Source organism: Streptomyces maremycinicus, assembly GCF_001184025.1.
Lineage (GTDB): Bacteria > Actinomycetota > Actinomycetes > Streptomycetales > Streptomycetaceae > Streptomyces > Streptomyces maremycinicus.
Map to the genome: position 1 here is coordinate 101,708 of NZ_BBYG01000021.1, position 17,077 is coordinate 118,784.

The 17,077-nt window shown below is 71.6% G+C and carries 19 protein-coding genes; 14 read left to right on the top strand and 5 right to left on the bottom strand.

Going from position 1 to position 17,077, the window contains the following annotated elements:
• Positions 1–32 precede the first annotated feature (32 nt).
• The 6 genes from sufD to AOQ37_RS32350 are packed head-to-tail and all read left to right on the top strand — an operon-like array spanning position 33 to position 4,374.
• The gene (gene sufD, locus AOQ37_RS32325; RefSeq protein ID WP_062649691.1) at positions 33–1,214 is read left to right on the top strand and encodes a Fe-S cluster assembly protein SufD; all 1,182 of its coding nucleotides are present in this window, start codon (positions 33–35) and stop codon (positions 1,212–1,214) included.
• On the top strand, positions 1,214–1,534 hold the full coding sequence (locus tag AOQ37_RS32330; RefSeq protein WP_057599368.1) for a non-heme iron oxygenase ferredoxin subunit: 321 nt from the start codon (positions 1,214–1,216) through the stop codon (positions 1,532–1,534). Before sufD ends, AOQ37_RS32330 begins: the two co-directional genes overlap by 1 nt.
• Before the next feature lie 7 nt (positions 1,535–1,541).
• Positions 1,542–2,306 carry a Fe-S cluster assembly ATPase SufC gene (gene sufC / locus AOQ37_RS32335; protein WP_062649693.1) on the top strand — a complete coding sequence of 255 codons (765 nt, stop codon included), beginning with the start codon at positions 1,542–1,544 and terminating at the stop codon, positions 2,304–2,306.
• A complete protein-coding gene (locus tag AOQ37_RS32340) occupies positions 2,303–3,559 on the top strand; it encodes a cysteine desulfurase (RefSeq protein ID WP_062649695.1) in 1,257 nt (418 codons plus the stop codon). The genes sufC and AOQ37_RS32340 overlap by 4 nt, the downstream gene beginning before the upstream one ends.
• An 18-nt stretch (positions 3,560–3,577) precedes the next feature.
• The gene (sufU, locus tag AOQ37_RS32345; RefSeq protein WP_062649697.1) at positions 3,578–4,045 is read left to right on the top strand and encodes a Fe-S cluster assembly sulfur transfer protein SufU; all 468 of its coding nucleotides are present in this window, start codon (positions 3,578–3,580) and stop codon (positions 4,043–4,045) included.
• Positions 4,042–4,374: a metal-sulfur cluster assembly factor gene (locus tag AOQ37_RS32350; protein ID WP_062649699.1), complete on the top strand. Its 333-nt coding sequence runs from the start codon at positions 4,042–4,044 to the stop codon at positions 4,372–4,374. The genes sufU and AOQ37_RS32350 overlap by 4 nt, the downstream gene beginning before the upstream one ends.
• 96 nt (positions 4,375–4,470) lie before the next feature.
• On the opposite strand, the gene AOQ37_RS32355 is transcribed toward AOQ37_RS32350, so the two are convergent.
• Complete coding sequence (locus AOQ37_RS32355) at positions 4,471–5,304, bottom strand: AbfB domain-containing protein (RefSeq protein WP_062649700.1); 834 nt, start codon at positions 5,302–5,304, stop codon at positions 4,471–4,473.
• 372 nt (positions 5,305–5,676) lie between these two features.
• Between AOQ37_RS32355 and AOQ37_RS32360 the strand changes: the two genes are divergently transcribed.
• Positions 5,677–5,997, top strand: coding sequence for a DMT family transporter (locus AOQ37_RS32360; RefSeq protein ID WP_062649701.1), 321 nt, complete (start codon positions 5,677–5,679; stop codon positions 5,995–5,997).
• Positions 5,997–6,581 carry a TetR/AcrR family transcriptional regulator gene (locus tag AOQ37_RS32365; protein ID WP_062649702.1) on the top strand — a complete coding sequence of 195 codons (585 nt, stop codon included), beginning with the start codon at positions 5,997–5,999 and terminating at the stop codon, positions 6,579–6,581. Before AOQ37_RS32360 ends, AOQ37_RS32365 begins: the two co-directional genes overlap by 1 nt.
• On the opposite strand, the gene AOQ37_RS32370 is transcribed toward AOQ37_RS32365, so the two are convergent.
• Entirely contained in the window at positions 6,523–7,434 is a 912-nt protein-coding gene (locus tag AOQ37_RS32370) for a winged helix-turn-helix transcriptional regulator (RefSeq protein WP_062649703.1), read from the bottom strand. The two genes, AOQ37_RS32365 and AOQ37_RS32370, sit on opposite strands and share 59 nt — an antisense overlap.
• 145 nt (positions 7,435–7,579) lie before the next feature.
• Here AOQ37_RS32370 and dapD point away from each other — a divergent pair, with 145 nt between their 5' ends.
• Positions 7,580–8,569: a 2,3,4,5-tetrahydropyridine-2,6-dicarboxylate N-succinyltransferase gene (gene dapD / locus AOQ37_RS32375; RefSeq protein WP_062649704.1), complete on the top strand. Its 990-nt coding sequence runs from the start codon at positions 7,580–7,582 to the stop codon at positions 8,567–8,569.
• A 149-nt stretch (positions 8,570–8,718) separates the two neighbouring features.
• Here the strand turns inward: dapD and AOQ37_RS32380 are convergent, their stop codons facing one another.
• Together AOQ37_RS32380 and dapA are read right to left on the bottom strand one after the other, a co-directional pair.
• Entirely contained in the window at positions 8,719–9,222 is a 504-nt protein-coding gene (locus AOQ37_RS32380; protein WP_062649967.1) for an HAD domain-containing protein, read from the bottom strand.
• 182 nt (positions 9,223–9,404) lie between these two features.
• Positions 9,405–10,352, bottom strand: coding sequence for a 4-hydroxy-tetrahydrodipicolinate synthase (dapA, locus tag AOQ37_RS32385; RefSeq protein ID WP_062649705.1), 948 nt, complete (start codon positions 10,350–10,352; stop codon positions 9,405–9,407).
• A gap of 147 nt (positions 10,353–10,499) precedes the next feature.
• Between dapA and AOQ37_RS32390 the strand changes: the two genes are divergently transcribed.
• The 4 genes from AOQ37_RS32390 to AOQ37_RS32405 all read left to right on the top strand — a co-directional run bounded on the left by AOQ37_RS32390 (position 10,500) and on the right by AOQ37_RS32405 (position 13,346).
• Complete coding sequence (locus tag AOQ37_RS32390; protein WP_306305225.1) at positions 10,500–11,024, top strand: phage holin family protein; 525 nt, start codon at positions 10,500–10,502, stop codon at positions 11,022–11,024.
• Complete coding sequence (locus AOQ37_RS32395) at positions 11,021–11,599, top strand: DUF3618 domain-containing protein (protein ID WP_062649707.1); 579 nt, start codon at positions 11,021–11,023, stop codon at positions 11,597–11,599. Before AOQ37_RS32390 ends, AOQ37_RS32395 begins: the two co-directional genes overlap by 4 nt.
• Positions 11,600–11,932: 333 nt before the next feature.
• Complete coding sequence (locus tag AOQ37_RS32400) at positions 11,933–12,589, top strand: ArsR/SmtB family transcription factor (protein WP_062649709.1); 657 nt, start codon at positions 11,933–11,935, stop codon at positions 12,587–12,589.
• A gap of 13 nt (positions 12,590–12,602) precedes the next feature.
• Complete coding sequence (locus AOQ37_RS32405) at positions 12,603–13,346, top strand: SRPBCC family protein (RefSeq protein ID WP_062649711.1); 744 nt, start codon at positions 12,603–12,605, stop codon at positions 13,344–13,346.
• Positions 13,347–13,361: 15 nt separating this feature from the next.
• Here AOQ37_RS32405 and AOQ37_RS32410 read toward each other — a convergent pair whose 3' ends face one another.
• Positions 13,362–15,188, bottom strand: coding sequence for a DUF8508 domain-containing protein (locus AOQ37_RS32410; RefSeq protein WP_062649713.1), 1,827 nt, complete (start codon positions 15,186–15,188; stop codon positions 13,362–13,364).
• A 327-nt stretch (positions 15,189–15,515) separates the two neighbouring features.
• Here AOQ37_RS32410 and AOQ37_RS32415 point away from each other — a divergent pair, with 327 nt between their 5' ends.
• A complete protein-coding gene (locus AOQ37_RS32415; RefSeq protein ID WP_062649714.1) occupies positions 15,516–16,943 on the top strand; it encodes a hypothetical protein in 1,428 nt (475 codons plus the stop codon).
• The last annotated feature ends 134 nt before the right edge of the window (positions 16,944–17,077 follow it).

The following is a 17,077-nucleotide window of genomic DNA, read 5'->3' on the forward strand; positions in this document are numbered from 1 at the left end:
ACTCACGTAAGAAAGCGAGCAGACCGACAGCCATGGCTGAGGCTCAGAACATCCCCGTGGGCTCCACCACCGCGGGCCAGATCGCGGTGGCCGCCGAGTCGACCGTCGCCACGCGCATGAGCGCGCCCCCCTCCTTCGACGTGGCGGACTTCCCCGTCCCGCACGGTCGCGAGGAGGAGTGGCGGTTCACGCCGCTGGAGCGGCTGCGCGGGCTGCACGACGGCACCGCCGTCGCCGACGGCGCGGGCGTGAAGGTCGCCGTCGAGGCGCCCGAGGGCGTCACCGTCGAACTCGTGGACCGCGACGACCCGCGCCTCGGCAGGGCGGGCACCCCGGTGGACCGGGTCGCCGCCCAGGCGTACTCCGCGTTCGACAAGGCCGGCGTGATCACCGTCCCCAAGGACGCGGTGCTCACCGAGCCGATCCGCATCGCGGTGCACGGCGAGGGCGGGGTCTCCTACGGCCACCAGGTCATCGAGCTGGGAGCCTTCGCCGAGGCCGTCGTCGTCATCGACCACACCGGTGACGCCGTGCTCGCCGCCAACGTCGACTACGTCCTCGGGGACGGCGCGAAGCTGACCGTCGTCTCCGTCCAGGACTGGGACGACAAGGCCGTGCACGTCGCCCAGCACAACGCGCTGATCGGCCGCGACGCCACCCTCAAGTCGTTCGTCGTCACCTTCGGCGGCGACCTCGTGCGCCTGCACCCGCGCGTCGCCTACGCCGGCCCCGGCGGCGAGGCCGAGCTGTTCGGCCTGTACTTCACCGACGCCGGTCAGCACCAGGAGCACCGCCTCCTCGTCGACCACAACACGCCGCACTGCAAGTCGAACGTCGCCTACAAGGGCGCGCTCCAGGGTGAGGGCGCCCACGCGGTGTGGATCGGTGACGTGCTCATCGAGGCCAAGGCCGAGGGCACGGACACCTACGAGATGAACCGCAACCTCGTCCTCACGGACGGCGCGCGGGTCGACTCGGTGCCGAACCTGGAGATCGAGACCGGCGAGATCGTCGGCGCCGGACACGCCTCCGCCACCGGTCGCTTCGACGACGAGCAGCTCTTCTACCTGATGGCCCGCGGCATCCCCGCCGACGAGGCCCGTCGCCTGGTGGTCCGCGGCTTCTTCGCCGAACTGGTCCAGCAGATCGGTGTCGACGACATCGAGGAGCGGCTGCTCGCCAAGATCGAGACCGAGCTGGAGGCCACGGTCTGATGACGGCCTTCGTACGCGCCTGCGGACTGAGCGAGCTGGAGGAGGACACCCCCAAACGGGTGGAACTCGACGGCACGCCGGTCTCGGTCGTACAGACCGAGGGGGAGGTGTTCGCGATCCACGACATCTGCTCCCACGCGAACGTCTCGCTCTCCGAGGGCGAGGTGGAGGACTGTCAGATCGAGTGCTGGCTGCACGGCTCCAGCTTCGACCTCCGTACCGGCAAGCCGTCCGGCCTTCCCGCGACGCGCCCCGTCCCCGTATACCCCGTAAAGATCGAAGGGGACGACGTGCTCGTCTCCCTCACCCAGGAGTCCTGAGGCACCCATGGCAACGCTTGAAATCCGAGACCTGCACGTCACCGTCGAGGCCGACAACGCCACGAAGGAGATCCTCAAGGGCGTCGACCTCACCGTGAAGCAGGGCGAGACGCACGCCATCATGGGCCCGAACGGCTCCGGCAAGTCGACCCTCGCCTACTCGCTCGCGGGCCACCCCAAGTACACGATCACCGGCGGCACCGTGCTGCTCGACGGCGAGGACGTCCTGGAGATGTCCGTCGACGAGCGTGCTCGCGCGGGCCTCTTCCTCGCCATGCAGTACCCGGTCGAGGTCCCCGGCGTCTCCGTGTCGAACTTCCTGCGCACCTCCGCCACCGCCATCCGCGGCGAGGCCCCCAAGCTGCGCACCTGGGTGAAGGAGGTCAAGGAGGCCATGGAGCGCCTCAACATGGACACCTCCTTCGCCGAGCGCAACGTCAACGAGGGCTTCTCCGGCGGTGAGAAGAAGCGCCACGAGATCCTCCAGCTGGAGCTGCTCCGGCCGAAGGTCGCGATCCTCGACGAGACGGACTCCGGTCTGGACGTCGACGCCCTGCGCATCGTCTCCGAGGGCGTCAACCGCGTCCGCGAGACCGGCGAGGTCGGCACCCTGCTGATCACGCACTACACGCGCATCCTGCGCTACATCAAGCCCGACTTCGTCCACGTCTTCTCGGCCGGCCGCATCGTCGAGTCCGGCGGCGCCGAGCTCGCCGACAAGCTGGAGAACGAGGGCTACGAGGCATACACGAAGGGTGGCGTATCCGCGTGACGCAGCTGCCGGGCCTCCTCGACACCGAGGCGATCCGCAAGGACTTCCCGATCCTGGACCGACAGGTCCACGACGGCCGGAAGCTCGTGTACCTGGACAACGCGGCGACCTCGCAGAAGCCGCGCCAGGTACTGGACGCCCTCAGTGAGTACTACGAGCGCTACAACGCCAACGTCCACCGCGGTGTGCATGTGCTCGCCGAGGAGGCCACGGCGCTGTACGAGGGCGCGCGTGACAAGGTCGCCGCGTTCATCAACGCGCCGAGCCGCGACGAGGTGATCTTCACCAAGAACGCCTCCGAATCGCTCAACCTCGTCGCCAACATGCTCGGCTGGGCCGACGAGCCCTACCGGGTGGACGCCGAGACCGAGATCGTCATCACCGAGATGGAGCACCACTCCAACATCGTGCCGTGGCAGCTGCTCTCGCAGCGCACCGGCGCGAAGCTGAAGTGGTTCGGCCTGACCGACGACGGCCGGCTCGACCTCTCCAACATCGAAGAGATCATCACGGAGAAGACGAAGATCGTCTCCTTCGTGCTGGTGTCGAACATCCTCGGCACCGTGAACCCGGTCGAGGCGATAGTGCGGCGTGCGCAGGAGGTCGGGGCCCTGGTCCTGATCGACGCCTCGCAGGCCGCGCCGCACATGCCGCTGGACGTGCAGGCCCTCCAGGCCGACTTCGTGGCCTTCACCGGCCACAAGATGTGCGGCCCGACCGGCATCGGCGTCCTCTGGGGCCGCCAGGAGCTGCTCGAGGACCTGCCCCCGTTCCTCGGCGGCGGCGAGATGATCGAGACGGTGTCGATGCACTCGTCGACCTACGCTCCTGCGCCGCACAAGTTCGAGGCGGGCACCCCGCCGATCGCGCAGGCGGTCGGTCTGGGCGCGGCCATCGACTACCTGTCGGCGATCGGCATGGACAAGATCCTCGCCCATGAGCACGCGATCACCGAGTACGCGGTGCGGCGGCTGACCGAGGTCCCCGACCTGCGGATCATCGGCCCGGCGACGGCCGAGGACCGGGGCGCGGCGATCTCCTTCACGCTCGGCGACATCCACCCGCACGACGTGGGCCAGGTGCTGGACGAGCAGGGCATCGCGGTCCGGGTGGGTCACCACTGCGCGAGGCCCGTCTGCCTGCGCTACGGAATTCCCGCGACCACGCGAGCGTCGTTCTACCTGTACTCCACCCCGGCCGAGATCGACGCTCTGGTCGACGGTCTGGAGCACGTACGGAACTTCTTCGGCTGAGGGGCGTGAGCTGAGACCGTGAAGCTGGACTCCATGTACCAGGAAGTCATCCTGGATCACTACAAGCACCCGCACGGGCGTGGTCTGCGCGACGGCGACGCCGAGGTGCACCATGTGAACCCGACCTGCGGTGACGAGATCACCCTTCGTGTGAAGTACGACGGCACGAAGATCGAGGACGTCAGCTACGAGGGCCAGGGCTGCTCCATCAGCCAGGCGAGCGCGTCCGTCCTGAACGACCTCCTGGTCGGCAAGGACCTGGCCGAGGCGCAGAAGATCCAGGAGACCTTCCTGGAGCTGATGCAGTCCAAGGGCCGGATCGAGCCCGACGACGCGATGGAGGAGGTGCTGGAGGACGCGATCGCGTTCGCCGGTGTCTCCAAGTACCCGGCCCGGGTCAAGTGCGCCCTCCTCAGCTGGATGGCGTGGAAGGACGCGACGGCCCAGGCCCTGGGCGGAGCCGACGCCGAAAGGAAGACGGCATGACCGAGACCGTTGAGATGAAGCCGGCCTCCGAGGAGGAGGTCCGCGAGGCGCTGTACGACGTCGTCGACCCCGAACTGGGCATCGACGTCGTGAACCTCGGGCTGATCTACGGCATCCACATCGACGACGCGAACATCGCGACGATCGACATGACCCTGACCTCGGCGGCCTGTCCGCTGACGGACGTGATCGAGGACCAGGCGAAGTCCGCCACGGACGGCCTGGTCAACGAACTGCGCATCAACTGGGTCTGGATGCCGCCGTGGGGCCCGGACAAGATCACGGACGACGGCCGCGAGCAGCTGCGCGCGCTCGGGTTCAACGTCTGAGAAGCACGCACACGAAAGCGGCGGCACCCACCGGGTGCCGCCGCTTTCGTACGGGCTGGTACGAGCCCGTAAGGGCTCGTGCAGGCCGGGGCGGGCTCAGGCCAGAGCGTCCACCAGGTGGAACGAGAAGTCCTCGCGGTGGCCGGAGCCGTAGCCGTACGTGTCCAGGCGCAGTACGAAGTTCTTGTGGCGCAGGAACCGGCCGGGGTAGTTCACCGACTCCAGCATGACCGCGCCGGAGGAGGAAGAGGGGACGGCACAGAAGGTGGCGTCCTGCTCGAACAGGGCCGAGCCGTCGTCGCGCTCGGCGCGCAGGACGAAGTCGCGGTGGCGCAGATACGTGCCGTCCGCCGTGACGAAGCTGGTGCAGGAGCTGTCGGCCAGGCCCTTCACCACGGTGAAGGTGGAGTCCGCGCGGGACTCCGAGCCGCCGACCGCGTCGAGTTTCACCAGACCGCCGCTCACATGCCAGTAGCGGTCGGGGTAGTTGACCGAGCGGACCGAGCGCCGGGTGGCGGCCGGCGCGGGGACGGACGGCTGCTTCGTCGGCGACGCGGAGGCTGTGGCGGCCGGTGCGCGCGGTGTCGAACTGCCCTGCGGCTCGGGGGAGGAGGAGGGCTTCGGGGAGGCGGAAGCGGACGGGCCCTTCTTCCCCGCCGGGGTGGCCGACCCGCTCGCGGACGGGGTGGCGAAGGAGATCAGGCCGCCCTCCGTCTCCCCGCCCGACAGCGGCCGGCCCTGGCGGGACTGTGACGTGTCGTCAACGGGCCTGTCGTTCAGGGCGATCGCGGTCACGCACGCCACGATGGTGGCCATGGCGAGACCACCGGCCAGCCAGAGGCGCCGTGTTCCGGGTGCCCGGGAGGTGTCCGGGGCCCAGCCGTTCTCCCAGGGCTGTTCCTGAGAGGGCCGGGACTTGTTGTCTGGCATGCGCTGTTCCTCCAGCGGCGTCCCTGACGGCGGCCGCGGCTGCGATGACCCGGTGTGTGAACGGTGAAACAGTAGTGGAACCTGTGGCTCGCGTTCATCCGTTTGGGCGAGCGCTTTCCGTAACGCTTTCGACTCCACGGAGCCAACGCTTCCTGCTTCGCGGCGACTTGGTGCGACTTGCGACTTGCGACTTGCGACTCGCGACTTGCGCTTGCGGCGCAGGGTGGCGGGCGGGTGAGCGGGGGAGGGGCAGGGGGGTGGCCGAGGGGTGGTGGGTGAGGGCCGGGCGGGCCGGCAGTGGGCGGGACGGTCCGTCGGGCAGTGATATGTACGGGTGTACGCATCGCTGTGTACGCTTGTACGCTTGTACGCATGGGATACCTGACGCTCGCCGGCGCCATCGCCGCCGAGGTGGCCGCGACGACGGCCATGAAGTACAGCGAGGGCTTCAGCAGGCTCTGGCCCTCGCTGTTGACCGCCTCCGGCTACGTCGTCTCCTTCCTGCTCCTCGCGCAGACCCTCAAGTCCGTCGGCATCGGGACGGCGTACGCGATCTGGGCCGGGGTCGGCACCGCGGCCATCGCCGTCATAGGGTCGGCCTTCTTCGACGAGTCCCTGACGCCCGTCAAGGCCGTCGGCATCCTGCTGATCGTCGGGGGAGTGGTCGTACTGAACCTGGGAGGTGCGCACTGATGCCCCGGCGCCACGACCCCGAGCGGCGGCAGCGGATCATCGACGCGGCGATCCGGGTCGTCGGGGAGAAGGGGCTGGCGGGGCTGAGCCACCGCTCCGCGGCCGCCGAGGCGGACGTGCCGCTCGGCTCCACGACCTACCACTTCGCGACCCTCGACGAACTGATGATCGCCGCCCTGCGTCAGGCCGACGAGGGCTTCGCCAAGGCGGTCGCGACACGTGGTGGGCTGACCGACACCCGCCCGGACCTGCCCGCCGAACTGGCGGGACTGCTCGGCGAATGGCTGGCCGGCGAGCGGACCGGCGTCGAGCTGGAGTACGAGCTGTATCTGGCCGCGCTGCGACGGCCGGCGCTGCGCCCCGTCGCCGCCGAGTGGGCCGAGGACCTGGCCACCCTCCTCGCCCGGCGCGTCGACCCCCTCACCGCACGCGCGCTGGTCGCCCTGATGGACGGGATCTGTCTCCAGGTGCTGCTGACGGACACGCCCTACGACGAGGAGTACGCGCGAGAAGCGCTGACCCGGCTCATTCCCGCGGCTCCGGCTCCGGGCGGGCGTCCCCGCCCAGGCGCCGGACGACGCTGAGCGCCTCCTCGACGCTGCCCGCCACGTCCGTCACCGGATACTGCACATGCCGTACGACCCGCTCCCGGTCCACGATCAGGGTCAGCCGTTTCAGCCGGCTCGTCCCCGCCGCCCGGAACGTCGGCAGCCGCAGCGCGGTGATCAACGTCAGCTCGGCGTCGGACAGGAGCGGAAAGCCCAGCCGCTCCTCCCGCGCGAACGCGCGCTGCTCGTCCGGGCGCTGGGTGGACACCCCGTGCACCGCCGCGCCCGCCGCCCGGAACCCGGCGAGCCGGTCGCGGTAGGTGCGGGACTCCAGCGTGCAGCCCGGGGCGCCCGGGATGTCCGCCCAGCCGGGCGGGTAGGCGTCCGGCCGGACGTAGGCGCCGGGGAAGCAGTAGAGAACGGTGTACGGCACGTCGTCGGCGACCGGATCTCGCGGCGCGTCCTTCTCGTCGGCCAGCCGGAGCCCGGGCAGCCGGGTGCCCGCCAGCGCGTGCACCCGACGCGCCTCCGCGGACGCCTGCCCGGCCGTGGCCGTGGTGCCGCCGTCGCCCAGGACCCAGGCGTCACCCCAGTCCTGGAGGGCGACCAGGACGGGCAGCAGGGCCAGGCCGCGCGGGGTGAGGCGGTACTCGTGACGCACCGGGCGCTCCTGGTACGGCACCCGCGCGAGCACCTCCGCGTCGACGAGGAGCCGCAGCCGCTCGGTCAACACCTTCCGGGAGAGGCCGAGTTCGCGCTGGAGCTCGTCGAAGCGGTGCACTCCGCGCGCGGTGTCCCGGACGATCAGCAGGGTCCACCGGTCCCCGACGACGTCCAGCGCCTGCGCGATGGCGCAGCCGGGATCCTCCAGGCTCGTCCTGCGGGCCATGGGCCTCCTCCCGTCGTCGACGGCCATGCTGGCACAGTTGGTTCCCCACAGAAACTCACCTGTTCGGTGCGGGTGCGCGGCCCGCCCGCTGAGACACCGCTGTGCGGGTTGGCCTCTGCGGGCCCCCGCCGGTTAGGTTGCCCTCATGACCGACACGACTGTTCCCCGCACCACCGGCGCCGCGGCCGCCGGCCTCGCCACGATCGCCGCCGACGGCACTGTTCTCGACACCTGGTTCCCCGCGCCCGCGCTCGTCGCCGAGCCCGGTCCGTCCGGCACCGAGCGACTGTCCGCCGGGAAGGCCGTGGAACTGCTCGGCGAGGGTGCGGCGAAGGCGGTCGGTCCGGACGCCCGCCGGGGCGTCGAGGTGGTCGCGGTCCGCACGGTCATCGCCTCGCTCGACGACAAGCCGCTCGACGCGCACGACGTCTACCTGCGTCTGCACCTGCTCTCCCACCGGCTCGTGAAGCCGCACGGGCAGAGCCTGGACGGCATGTTCGGCCACCTCGCCAACGTCGCCTGGACCTCGCTCGGCCCGGTCGCCGTGGACGACGTCGAGAAGGTCCGGCTGAACGCCCGCGCGGAGGGTCTGCACCTCCAGGTCACGTCCATCGACAAGTTCCCGCGCATGACGGACTACGTCGCTCCGAAGGGTGTCCGGATCGCCGACGCCGACCGTGTCCGCCTCGGCGCCCACCTCGCCGAGGGCACCACGGTCATGCACGAGGGCTTCGTCAACTTCAACGCGGGCACGCTGGGCACCTCGATGGTCGAGGGCCGTATCTCCGCGGGCGTCATCGTCGGCGACGGCTCGGACATCGGTGGCGGCGCCTCCACGATGGGCACGCTGTCCGGCGGCGGCAATGTGATCATCTCCATCGGTGAGCGCTGCCTCATCGGTGCCGAGGCGGGCGTCGGTATCGCCCTCGGCGACGAGTGCGTGGTCGAGGCCGGCCTGTACGTCACCGCCGGCACCCGGGTCACCATGCCGGACGGCCAGATCGTCAAGGCCCGTGACCTCTCCGGCGCCTCGAACATCCTCTTCCGCCGCAACTCGGTCACCGGCGCGGTCGAGGCCCGCCCGAACAACGCGGTGTGGGGCGGCCTGAACGAGATCCTGCACAGCCACAACTGATCACCGCCGGCGCCGTATCACCCTCGAGCGCCCTCCCGGCCCGCCCTGGCGCGGCCCGGGAGGGCGCTCGCTTGTGCGGGGGCCTGTCGGCCTACCGGTCAGGGGGGGGCGGCCCGGTACCGTCTCCGGGCCGCCGACCGCGCGTCACCTCACGCGGACAGGTCCGCCGCCCATCGCGCGAGCGCCGTGAAGTCCTGCTCGCGCAGGCCGATCCGGGGGTCCACGTGGTGCAGGAGCGCCGGGGCCCGGTGGTGGGCGGTGACGTAGGCCGTGTCGGCGGGGGACTGTTCGTCGTCCACCCAGGCGAAGGGGCGGCCCGCCGCGTGGGCGACGATCGTCTCCGTCTTCCAGGGGACCCCGTCGGCCCGGTGGGCGAAGAGCGTCTCGCCGAAGTCGACGTACGCAAGCTCGGGCAGACCCACCACGGGGGCGATCCAACGGTTGGCCTCGGTCATCCAGGTCGTCGCCCAGCACAGTTCGTAGGGCAGGCGGAGCAGGGCGGCGCCGTGCCCGGGGTGCAGCCAGACCCGCAGCGGCCGCTCGCGGCCCACGGATGCCCTGATGGTCGTGTAACCCGCCGGTCGCTTCGAGGGCTTGGCGGCGTACGGGTTGAGGGGACCGTCGACATCGAGGTAGAGCAGCGGTCGGCTCATGTACGTACCGTACGTGAGCACGTTCGGGCGGCCGAGGGAATTTCGGACGCCTTCCCGGGTCGCCCCGCCCACCCGGTCCCGTCGGGTGCCCCGGCGCTTCCGCCCGGTCCGTCGGGTGCCTCGGGGTTTCCGCCCGGCTCCGTCCGTTGCCTCTGGGCTTCGGGCCGGCCCCGTCCGGTGCCTCAGGGCGTCGGGCCGGTCACGAGGCGTTCGTAGATCGCGCGGAGCCTGTGGACCGTCCCGCGGTCGGCGGGGCGCAGGGGGGCCCGGACCGGACCGCCCGGCAGCCCCAGGTCGCCGAGGAGCGCCTTGGCGGTGACCGTTCCGGGCAGGCCCGCGGCCATCATCGCCTCCACCAGTTCCGTCGCCTGCCGCTGGAGCCGTGCGGCCCCGGCGGTGTCGCCCGCGTCGAACGCGTCCAGGACGCGGCGGAGCCGGTCCGGCACGACGTTCGCGACCGTGCTGACGTAGCCGGTACCGCCCACCGCGTACAGCGCGAGGTTGTGCTCCTCGCAGCCCGCGTAGTAAGCCAACCCGGTGTGGGAGAGCACCTTCTGGGCGGCGAGGAAGTCGTAGGAGCAGTCCTTGACCGCGACGATCCGGGGGTGCTCGGCGAGCCGGAGCATGGTGTCCGGCTCGATCCGGGTGCCCGTGCGGCCCGGGATGTCGTACAGCATGACCGGCAGCCCCGACGCGTCCGCGACCTCCCGGAAGTGCGCCTCCAGGGCATCCTGCGGAGGCCTGCTGTAGTACGGGCTGACGACGAGGACCCCGTCCGCGCCCGCCCTCTCGGCGGCCCGGGCCAGCGCGAGCGTGTGACGGGTGTCGGAGGTGCCCACCCCGGCCACGATCGACGCCCGGTCGCCCACCGCCTCCCGCACCGCGGCCACCAGCTCCGCCTTCTCGGCGTCCGAGGTGGTCGGCGACTCGCCCGTGGTGCCGGAGAGGACCAGCCCGTCGCAGCCCGCCGACACCAGATGGTCGGCGAGCAGCCGCGCACCGTCGAGGTCCAGCGCGCCGGTGCCGGTGAACGGCGTGACCATCGCGCAGAGCGCACGGCCGAAGGCCGGGGCGGGGGCGGGGGACGGGACGGTGGAGGCAGGCGGGGGCGTGGTGCGAGCTGTCGTCATACGGGCAGTCTCGGGCGCCCGACGGTGAAGCTCTACTTAATTTTTCTACGGTATACAGATAAGCGATACTGCGATGACGTCGCCGTGGGGTGGCGGGGGCCGACGCGGGTACCCGGGTGTTCCGGAACCGAGAGGAGGCGGAACACCGTGACCGGGACCACGGACTTCCGGCCCGTCAGCCAGGGGCAGTACAGCGACGGGCGGCACAGCGGCACGATCCACCGCGACGGACGGCCCGGCAACGGGCAGCACGGCGACGGACGCCATGGCGACGGACATCACGGCGACGGACACCACAGTGTCGGCGAACTCGTCACCCAGGCCACCGAACAGCTCTCCCGGCTCGTACGGCAGGAACTGGCCCTGGCCAAGCACGAGTTCACCGAGAAGGGGCGGCGCGCCGGACGCGGAGGCGGGCTGCTCGGCGCTTCGGGCGCGTTCGCCTACGCCGGACTGCTCGCCCTCGCCGGTACGGGCGTCGCCGCCCTCGCGCTGGTGCTGCCCCTGTGGGCGGCGGCGCTCATCGTGACGGCGGTGCTCTTCGTGATCGCCGGCGTGCTGGCCGCGGTCGGGCGTGGCCAACTGCGCCGGGCCGCGCCGCCCACCCCCGAGGAGACCCTCGGCAGCGTACGGGCCGATGTCGCGGAGATCAGGGAAAGGGCACACCGATGACGGACAGGACAACGGCCGACCTGCGTCGGCAGATCGAGCGGACCCGGCACCGTCTGGGGGCCACGGTCGGGGAGCTGGCGGCCAGGGCGGACGTCCGCGGCCGCACCCGCACCCGCGCCGCCGACCTCATGGACCGCGCCGGCGCGATGAGCGTGCAACTGCGCAGCACGGCCTCCCAGGCCGGTTATCACCTGCACGAACGGGCCGGGCGGGCCGGGCACGGGATGCAGGAGCGGGCCGGTCGCGCGGCGCACGCCGCTCAGGCCAGGGCGGGCCGCACGGCTCAGGGGCACGGGAGCGGTACGCGGCACACCGTGCGGGACGTCGCCGCCCGCGTCGGTCGCACCGCCCAGGGGCACGCGCACACCGTCCAGGAGCACGCGCTGCGCGCCGGTCACGACCTGCGGGACAGCGCGGTCCGCACGGGCCGCACCGCGGAGCGGTCGGCGCCCGCGCCGGTGCGCGTACCCGTGCGGTTCGCCCTCCGGCACCCGCGGCCGGTGGTGATCGCGGGGGCGGCGGCCGTGGCACTGGTGGCGGCCGGGGTGATCGGCCGCCGCAAGGCGAAGCAGTAGGACCGGTCGGTCGGAGCGGCAGGCAGGACCGGTCGGTCGGAGCGGCAGGCAGGACCGGTCGGTCGGAGCGGCAGGGAGCAACAGGTAGGGCAGGCAGGCGGGAGCGCCGGTCACGGGTGTCGAGGAACCTCGTGGCCGGCGCGCTCGTTTTCGGGGCTTCGGGGCCTTGGGGCCTTGGGGCCTTGGGCCCGTCGAGCCGTGGGGCCGTCGAGCCGTGTGGTCGCCGGAGTCGTTGAGCGGGGTCTGATCCGGGTCGCCCCCGCCGCGCCGCGCCGTTTCACCGAACACTTGACTCGCCTCGACAAAAAAAGTTTTCGGTGAGACGGTGGACGCATGCTGGACGTGACCGTGATCGAGGACCCCGAGGCAGCCGCCGTCTCCCTGGACCCCGTGCGGGCCGGACTGCTCGCCGAGCTGGCCGCCGGGCCCGCGTCGGCGGCGATGCTGGCCGGCCGGGTCGGACTGCCCCGGCAGAAGGTGAACTACCACCTCAAGGCGCTGGAGCGGCACGGCCTGGTCGAACTGGCCGGTGAGCGCCGCAAGGGCAACGTGACCGAGCGGCTGATGCGGGCGACCGCGGCCTCGTACGTGATCTCGCCGCTCGCGCTCGCCCCGGTGCAGCCGGACCCGGACCGCTTCCGCGACCAGTTGTCCGCGCGCTGGCTGCTCGCCCTCGGCGCCCGGCTGGTGCGCGATGTCGGCTCGCTGATCACCGGTGCCGCGAAGGCCCGCAAGGGACTGGCCACCTACGCGCTGGACGGCGAGGTCCGCTTCGCCTCGGCCGCGGACCGGGCCGCGTTCATCCAGGAGCTGACGGCGGGCGTCGGCGCGCTCATCCGCAAGTACGACGCGCCCGACGCCGAGAGCGGCCGCGACCACCGGATCGTCGTGGCGGTCCATCCCACGGTCAAGCCGCAGCCCCAGGTGCCTCCACCGCCCCACTCGGAGACACGGCCGCAGCCCCGCACCCCGGAACCAGACAGTGAGTGACCAGGAGCCAACCATGTCCAAGGAATTCGAGATCGCCCGCGAGTTCGAGGTCGACGCCACGCCGCAGCAGGTGTGGGACGCCTTCACCGCCGGGACCGGCGGCTGGCTGTGGCCGATGGAGGAGCCCGAGCCGCGCGAGGGCGGCAAGGGCCCCTTCGGCTCCACGGTCACCGTCTGGGATCCGCCCCACCGCTACACCAACCGGGTGGAGAACGTCGACGGTATCGCCGAGCAGACCCTCAACCAGCTCGACTACACCGTCGAGCCGCGCGACGAGGGCCGGCGCGCGTGGGTGCGCTATGTGCACAGCGGCATCTTCGTCGACGACTGGGACAACCAGTACGACGCGGCGGGCCGGCACACCGACTTCTACCTGCACACGCTGCGGGAGTACCTGACGCACTTCGACGGCCGCCCGGTCGCCTTCGTCACCTTCGACGGGCCCGACGCCTCCAAGGCGCCCGACGCCCTCACCACCGTGGCGCGGGCGCTGGGCCTCGCGGACGACACGACCGCGGGCGCGCGCGTCCGGGTCGGCGGCCCCGGGGGACGGTTCCCCGAGGCCGTGGTGGACTTCCGCGACCCCTGCTTCGTCGGACTGCGCGGCGACAGCGCGCTCGTCCGTGTCTTCGGCCGCAACCACTGGGGCTACCCGGTCGGCGTCAGCGTCCACGACTTCGCGCCGGACGCCGACGCCGGGGCGAACGAGGCCGACTGGCGGGGCTGGCTGGACACGGTGTTCGGCCTGCCCCGCTGACCGCGGCCGCAGACCTTACGGCTCGAAGCGCAGCACCTGCGGGTCGTGGTCGCTGATCTGGTCGTGGAACTCCGAGTTGATGTGCACGCTGTCGTACGCGAGGTCGCAGCCGCGCCGGATCGACGGGCTCACCAGGATCTGGTCCAGGACCTGCTGGTTGCCCTGGTAGTCGTAGGTGTAACGCTCGTTCTTCGGCAGCGACTTGATCGCCGACCACAGCTCGCCGTCGCCCTCGAGGATCTGCGCGGTGCCGGAGAACTCGAAGTCGTTGATGTCGCCCAGCGCGACGACGTCCGCGTTCTTCTGCGTGTCGAGGATGTCCTTGACGAACGCGTTGACCAGCGTCGCCTGCTGGTGGCGCTGGGTCTCCGAGCTGCGCACCACCGGCTGGTACTGCGCGGTCAGGCCCTGGTCGCCGCCCTTGGAGTTGAAGTGGTTGGCGATCACGAACACCGTGCGGCCGCGGAAGACGAACTCGCCGACCAGCGGCTTGCGGCTGGCGTTCCAGGCCGCGTTCGCCGGGTCGATGCGGCCGGGGGAGGCGGTGAGCCGGGCCTTTCCGTGCACCTTGGTGACGCCGACGGCGGTGGTCGCGTCGCCGCCCGCGCGGTCGGTGAAGGAAACCCGCTCCGGGTTGAACAGGAACACCTGGCGGATGTTTCCGCCCGGCTCGCCGCCGTCGGTGTTGTTCGCCGGGTCGATCGAGCGCCAGTCGTACCGCGGGCCGCCCGCGGCCACGATCGCGTCGATCAGCTTGACGACCGTCGCGTCCGCGGCGACCGTACCGTCGTTGGTCGCGCCGTTGTTGTCCTGGATCTCCTCCAGGGACACGATGTCGGGCGACTTCAGGTTGTTCACGATCGCGGAGGCGTGCTCCTCGAACGTGGCGTCGGACGGGTCGAGGTTCTCGACGTTGTACGTCGCGACCGCCAGCTCGCCCTTCTTCTGCTTCTGCGTCGTCTCCCGCTCCAGGCCGCCGCTCTTCAGCGTGCCGAGCCGGCTCGCGACGAGGGTGTAGCCGCCGAACTGGTTGTAGTCGAGCGGGCCCGCGGTGACGCCGGAGAGGGTGTCGCCGACGTTCGCGACGGGGAAGTCCGCCGTCGCGCCGAGCGACTGGATCTGGAGCCGGCCGGTGTTCTGCGAGGTGTAGGAGCCGTACAGCGTGCCACCGCGGCGGCTGGTGTTCTCGCGCGGCTTCACCGTGACCCACAGCTCGCTGTACGGGTCGGTGGCGGTGACCACGCGGGCGTCGGCGACCTGGACGTTCATGCCTTCGAGGGACTCGTAGTAGTCCAGGGCGTACGCGGCGGGCCGCAGGGTGAGGCCGTTGATCGAGTTGCTCGCGGCGGTGTCGCCGGCCGGGGTGTACGCGGCCGGTACCGACTTCGCGTCCACGACGGTCGCGGCCGGGACCGCGTTGCCGCCAGAGACGACGGTCACCGTCGGCTTGGTGATCTCCGTGACCGTCTGGTTGCCGGTCGAGGCGCCGCCGGGGACGAACTCCGAGACCGTGCCGGAGACCGTGACGGAGTCACCGACGGCGACCTTCGGGGTGGAGCTGGTGAAGACGAAGACGCCCTCACTGGTGGCCGGGTCGGCGTCCGGGTTCGGATCCTGGATCCAGAAACCTCTGGACGAACCGTAGGTGCGCACACCGGTGACGATTCCGGCCACACCCGTGACCGCCTGGCCGGCGTACGGCGACAGCCGGGTCGTGCCCTGGATGTCGTGGACGGCCACCGTGTCCGCGTGCGCGGGCGCGGACAGGGCGACGGTGGAGGCCGCGGAACAGACGGCGGCGACGGTGAGCGCGGCGAGACGCGCGGACTTCTTGCTCGGCAACGGAATCCCTCCGGGGACGTACATGAGCGCCGGGACGAGGGTGGTGCGTGGAACCTGGGTGAAGCGTGGAACGAGGGTGGTGCGTGGAGCCGGGGCCGCGGTCCGCGGGGCGGACGCGACGCGCGTAGAAAATACAGTGAACATATGTCCATCGGATTTCTACGCGCGTCAATCTCCTGCGTGGTCACGCCACTTGTCAAGGTTTCGGCCATGTACGCCGCCCGGCGGGGAGATGAACCGGGCGGCATGGGTCCATACCCGTCTAGGCTGAGTGGCCCAGTGCCCCGAGCGGGCCGGTGGCACCACGCGCCCTAGGAGAACCAGCCGATGTCAGACAGCTCCCCCCTGCCGCCGGTGCGGCTGCACCACGAAGCGGAGCTGGCGCGAGAAGCGCTGTCCACGCCGTTGCTCTCCCGGGCCGCCCTGCTCGCCCGCTGGGCCGGTCCCGACACCCGGGTCGACGCCGGGGGCGGGCTCGTCGAGGACCAGCTGGCGCCCGCCGCCGAGGTGCTGGGGCTGACCGGGGACGACGCGGTCGCCTACGCGAGCGAGGCCTGGCGGGTCGCCGTGGACGCCGGGCTCGTCGAGGTCGTGGACGAGGAGGCCGGGACCGTCACGGCCGGTGAGGACCTGGCCCTGCTGACCGGCGGCTCCCCGCACGACATCCTCGCCGTCTGGCTCGGCGCCCTGGAGACCGTGCTCGCCGACGCGTCCGTCCCGGACCTGGACGAGCTGATGGAGGCCATGGACGAGGGCGGCGAGGTCGACCTCTCCCGGCTCGACTGGAACCCCGAGGCCGAGGCCGAGTTCCTCGACGGGGTGCTCGGCAACCTCTACCTGCTCACCGCCAGTGAGGAGGGCCCCGGCGACGCCCCGGTCCCGCTGCCCGCCCTCGCCGCGTCGATGATCATCCCCGGTGACATGGACGAGCCCACCAACGACGTCCTGGAACAGGTCTCCGACGCGATGATGCGGCTCGACGACCAGTTCCGGCTCCTGGAGCCGATCGGGATCGTCGCCTACCGGCCCGTCGACGAGGACCTGATGGTGGACCCCGAGGAGGAGCCCACCGCCCCCCTCGACGAGACCGACGTCTCCCGCTACGGCATGGTCCGGCTCACCCCTCTCGGCGTGTACGGGCTGCGCGCCCGGCTGCTGGAGGCCGGCTTCCACGCCCCGGCCGTCGGCGACCTCGCCGACAAGGGCGCCGACGTGCTGCTCGACGGCAGCGCCGGCTACGGCTCGCGCGCCGCTCTCGCCGAGACCGAGCAGTGGCTCGTGCGCCGCGAACCCCTCGACGCCGCACGGGAGTTGCTGGCCGCTGCCCGGGGCACGGACCCCGGCGCCCCACTGCGCCGGCTGCGCTGTCAGCAGGCCCTGTCGCTGGTGGGCGGCCAGGCCGAACCCGCCGTCCGCGAGGTCCTCGACGACCCCGAACTCGGCGGCCTCGCCCGCGTCTGGCTCAGCGAGCTCGGCGCCGGGGACGTGCCGGCGCCCTCCGAGGACCTGGTCTTCTGGCTGACCATCGACACGGTGGCGGCGCAGCTCGCCGCCGAGGGCAACTCCGAGGAGCTCCAGGCCCTCGTCGAGGGGCTGGCCCAGCAGCACAGCGGATTCTTCTCGGCGGCCTGGCGCGTCGACCACCCGGCCACCCCGGACGTCCTGGAGGCGATGGGCCGTCTGCACCCGGACAAGCGGATCGCCAAGGAAGCCCGCAAGGCGGCCTTCAAGGCACGCTCGCAGCAGGGCGGATGAGCCGGGCCCGATGACGCGGTGACGCGGGGCGGGCGCCAGTCGCGCGGCGCGGGCGGGACTGGGGCGGCGCGGGCGGGAGTCGGGCGGTGCGGGCGGGAGTCGGGCGGTGCGCGGCTCGGGGTTCTTCGGGCTTG